Source organism: Halapricum sp. CBA1109 (genome assembly GCF_009741825.1).
In the GTDB taxonomy this organism is placed as follows: domain Archaea; phylum Halobacteriota; class Halobacteria; order Halobacteriales; family Haloarculaceae; genus Halapricum.
Genome location: NZ_WPCA01000198.1, coordinates 1 through 3,832, shown reverse-complemented (window position 1 = coordinate 3,832; position 3,832 = coordinate 1). Strand labels below are relative to the sequence as shown.

The following is a 3,832-nucleotide window of genomic DNA, read 5'->3' as shown; positions in this document are numbered from 1 at the left end:
GTTCGACCAGCCCGAAGTTGGGCGTCAAACCGAAATGACCTACAATAAACACTATGAGGTGTCGGCGGACCACTGCGCGCGGATGTCGCTCGCGGCCCGTTCCAGCGCGTCGTCCAGTTCCGTCTCCCCGCTGACGGCTGCTCGTACCGCGCTCGTGATGGGGGTCCAGACGGCGTCTATCCGCTGGTCCGCGGGGACCGGGACTGCATTGTCGAGTCCGGCCGACAGCGAGCGGAGCGGCCGGAGGAGGGCGTCGTCGCCGACGAGCGACCGGTTCGCCGGGAGTGCGCCGCGGCCGTTCGACAGCGGGCGCAGTCGCTCGGCGTTCGTACTCAGCTACGCCCCGAACTGCTCGGACGCAGTCACGTCCGCCTCGCTCTCGGTGTCCGTATCGAGGACGTAACAGCACGTCGTGGTGGCGTACGGGCGCGGTGTTCCGCCCGCCGGCGTCGGCATCGGGACGGCACCGACAGGTCCGTCCCGCTCTGTGAGTTCCGCGAGCGCGCTCGACGGACCGAGGTAGAACGGCGTCTCGCCGGAGCGAAACGCCGACAGTTGGGATCCCCGGTCGAGTTCGGGCGGAAGGTACGGCGCGATGGCCTCGACGACGGCGGCGAGTCCGCGCCGCAGGTCGGCGTCCTCGATACCGAGAGATTCGGTCTCGGCGTCGTAGATGTCGGCCCCGTAGGCCCGGGCGTAGCCGCTGAGGGCGAAGGCGTCGAGGGCCGCGGCGACGCCGTACGTGCCGGCGTCGGGGTCGTGTGCGCGCTCGGCCAGCGTGGCCAGTTCGGCGACGGTCCCCGGTGGCTCGACGCCCCACGCATCGAGCGTCTCGGCGTCGTAGAACAGTCCGGCGGTCACCGTCGAGAGCGGGTAGCCCGCCAGCCGGTCGGTCCGCATCGCGGCCGCTCGCGCCGTCGCCTCGTACCGGCACGGGTCGACCACCCGCTGGCCGTTGGCGAGCAACTGGGCCCGGTCAAGTTCCGGCGCGAGCGTCGCGTTCCCGATGAGGACGGAGACGCCGCTCGTCCGGAGCCAGTCAATGCGGTCTGTCATCCGGAACTGTCTGTCGGGGACCGAGCGGGTTGTCGCGGACGGGCCGTGCGTCGTGTCGAAGTGGTCGGCCGTAGCCCGGAGGTGTTCGACGCCGGGGCCGTCGAAGTCGTGTGCGACGGTGACCGATCCGTCGGCGGCGTCCGGTTCGACGGTCCCCGTCGGACACTCCCGCCGCCCGTCGGTCCGGCGCTGGGTTGTAGGGTCGGACGTATCGGCCGAGTTCGTCGGCCCGGTCGCGTCGGACGAACAGCCAGCGAGGAGCGAGATGCCGCCGCCGAGGAGGGCGGCCAGCGCACGCCGTCTGGGCAGTCGAGGAGACACAGTCCGATATGTTCCACCAGCTACTTTGTTTTTCCCGATATCGAACACGAATCGATGGGGTCCACAGGCGCCGGGTGGCGGGACAGACACGCGAGGGGGGACCGAACGGAGCAACCAAAACCCGTTTGGCCAGCCCTCGCCCACCAACGGGTATGACCGACGAGGTGGACGTCCCGGAGAGTCACCCGCGCTACGAGTCCCTACTCACTCGCCACCGCATCGAGGCCGGCGTCGAGAAGGGCATCACGAGCAGACAGGGACTGATCGCTCAGGGCCGCGGCGAGGCCTACGACTACCTGCTGGGTGAGGAGACCACAGACAGCGCCGACGCGGCCGCCCGCGCCGCCGCCGCCCACCTCCTGCTGGCGGACCGCCCCGTGCTCTCGGTCAACGGCAACGTCGCCGCCCTCGTCCCCGGCGAGACGGTCGAACTGGCCGCGGCCGTCGACGCCGATATCGAGGTGAATCTCTTCAACCGGACCGACGAGCGAATGCGAGCCATCGCCGACCACCTCCGGGAGCACGGGGCCGAGGACGTGAAGGGATTGACCGCGGACGGACGGATCCCGGGGCTGGACCACGAGCGAGCGAAAGTCGACGCCGACGGAATCGGGTCGCCGACGTGGTGGTCGTCCCCCTAGAGGACGGCGACCGCGCGGCCGCGCTGGCGGAGATGGGCAAGACAGAAATCGTGATCGACCTCAACCCGCTCTCGCGGTCGGCACAGGCCGCGGCAGTCCCTATCGTCGACAACGTGCTCCGCGCGGTCCCGAATATGACCGCCCACGCACGCGAGTTGGTCGACGAGCCGGATGATACCCTCGAAGGCATCGTCGAGTCGTTCGACCCCGAGCAAGCGCTGGCCGACGCGAGGCGACCATCCGCTCGGGCGAGTTGGACTGAACCGGAAGAGTGACCTGTCAGAGCGGCCACGTTTGCCACACGATTACCGCCGGTGGGGCCGGCGCGTGATACAATGGGGTTGCCAGCATCACTCGACATCGACCGACGCACAGCCGAGGAGTCAGCCGTCCGCGAAGCGCTCGAATCAGCCGACGTGACGCGGTTCGAGAGCGAGCGACTCGACCGACTCCACCGACTCCTCTATCCCGTCTTCGTCGTGACTTACAGCTACACTGGGACGGGACATATGGTCCGAGGGGAGGAACACCGGACGGACACTATCCTCGTCGACGGGCTCTGGAGCGGCAACGACAGCGACATCGCCTACTACACCGACGGCGCGACCGAGACCGAACGGGTCGACCCCGGACGGTACGACCTCGGTATCGACCGGGACGGCCCCGGTCGGACCGTCCTCTTCGAGTTTCAGGCGACCAACGAGCGGGCGGCGGCGCTGCTGGCCGACCGGATCGGCCGGTATTTCACCGACAACGGCCACGGCGAGGCGTACGCGGCGGAGCTCCGGCGGACCTTCGACTTCGACGGGAGCTTCGAGTTCGAGGCGTTCGCGGACGTGGAGTCCGTCGAACGGGCCTACCTCCCGTTTTGGATCGCCGAGTTCCACGACGACGGCGAGGACAGCGCCACGCTGCGGGCCGTGCGGGACGCCGATGACGTCCGGACCGACGACCGTAGTCACTCGTGGCTGGCGTCGTTCGTGGGCGCCGACCCCACGCGGCTGATCGAGTACGGCTACCGCCTCAGCGGGGCCGGCGGGGCCGATGGGCCGAGTATTGACGACGGACAAAAGCGAGACCGAGCGGCTGCGGGCGGCGGGGAACGCGGCGACGAACCGACCGGCGACCCGTCCGAGACGGGCGTCGTCCAGCCGGAGGGCGTCGAGTTGGACGCCGAGACGCTGTTGGACCCCTCGCCGACCGCGGGTTCGGCGACGTGGGCGGGATGAACGAGCTCAAATCGACGCTGGAGGAGGCGGTCGTCGACCCGCTCGAACGGCCCGAGGCCTACGAGGAGTACGGTATCGGTGCCGTCAGCGGCGTGCTGTTGCACGGGCCGCCGGGATGTGGAAAGACCCACGTCGCCGGGGCGCTGGCGGGCGAACTCGGCTTCGGGATGGTCGAGACCACGCCCGCGGACTTCACGAGCAAGTATATGGGCCAACCCGCGGACAACGTCGCCGAGGTGTTCGAGATAGCGCGTGCGAACCAGCCGTGTCTGGTGTTCGTCGACGAGATAGACGCCGTCGCCGGCGCCCGCGAGGACGATATGAACACCTCCGAACAGCAGATGGTCAACCAACTCCTCCGGGAGTTAGAGGCCGTCGCCGACGAGGACGTGGTGGTCGTCGGCGCGACGAACCTGATCGAGGACGTCGACCGCGCGATCAGACGCTCGGGCCGGTTCGACGAGCGCGCATCGGAGGTGCGCCGCCGGACGCGACGCCGCCGGCGATACTGAAGCTGTACCTCGACGAGCGGCCGACGGTCGACGGCATCGACCTCGATGCGACGGTGAGTGCGACGGCGGGCTA

Annotated in this window: 3 protein-coding genes and 1 pseudogene; 3 read left to right on the top strand and 1 reads right to left on the bottom strand. The window is 69.2% G+C overall.

Annotation, left to right across the window (positions count from 1 at the left end; genetic code table 11):
- Window positions 1-336: 336 nt before the first annotated feature.
- Entirely contained in the window at window positions 337-1,377 is a 1,041-nt protein-coding gene (locus GJ629_RS14925; protein ID WP_157513726.1) for an extracellular solute-binding protein, read from the bottom strand.
- Window positions 1,378-1,529: 152 nt separating this feature from the next.
- On the opposite strand from GJ629_RS14925, the pseudogene GJ629_RS14920 reads away from it, so the two are divergent.
- From GJ629_RS14920 to GJ629_RS14910, 3 genes and pseudogenes are all read left to right on the top strand, one after another.
- Window positions 1,530-2,280: pseudogene (locus GJ629_RS14920) on the top strand (4-phosphopantoate--beta-alanine ligase).
- Between the two features lie 73 nt (window positions 2,281-2,353).
- The gene (locus GJ629_RS14915; protein WP_157513725.1) at window positions 2,354-3,247 is read left to right on the top strand and encodes a hypothetical protein; all 894 of its coding nucleotides are present in this window, start codon (window positions 2,354-2,356) and stop codon (window positions 3,245-3,247) included.
- Window positions 3,244-3,759, top strand: a complete 516-nt coding sequence (locus GJ629_RS14910; RefSeq protein ID WP_157513724.1) for an ATP-binding protein — start codon at window positions 3,244-3,246, stop codon at window positions 3,757-3,759. The genes GJ629_RS14915 and GJ629_RS14910 overlap by 4 nt, the downstream gene beginning before the upstream one ends.
- Window positions 3,760-3,832 lie beyond the last annotated feature (73 nt).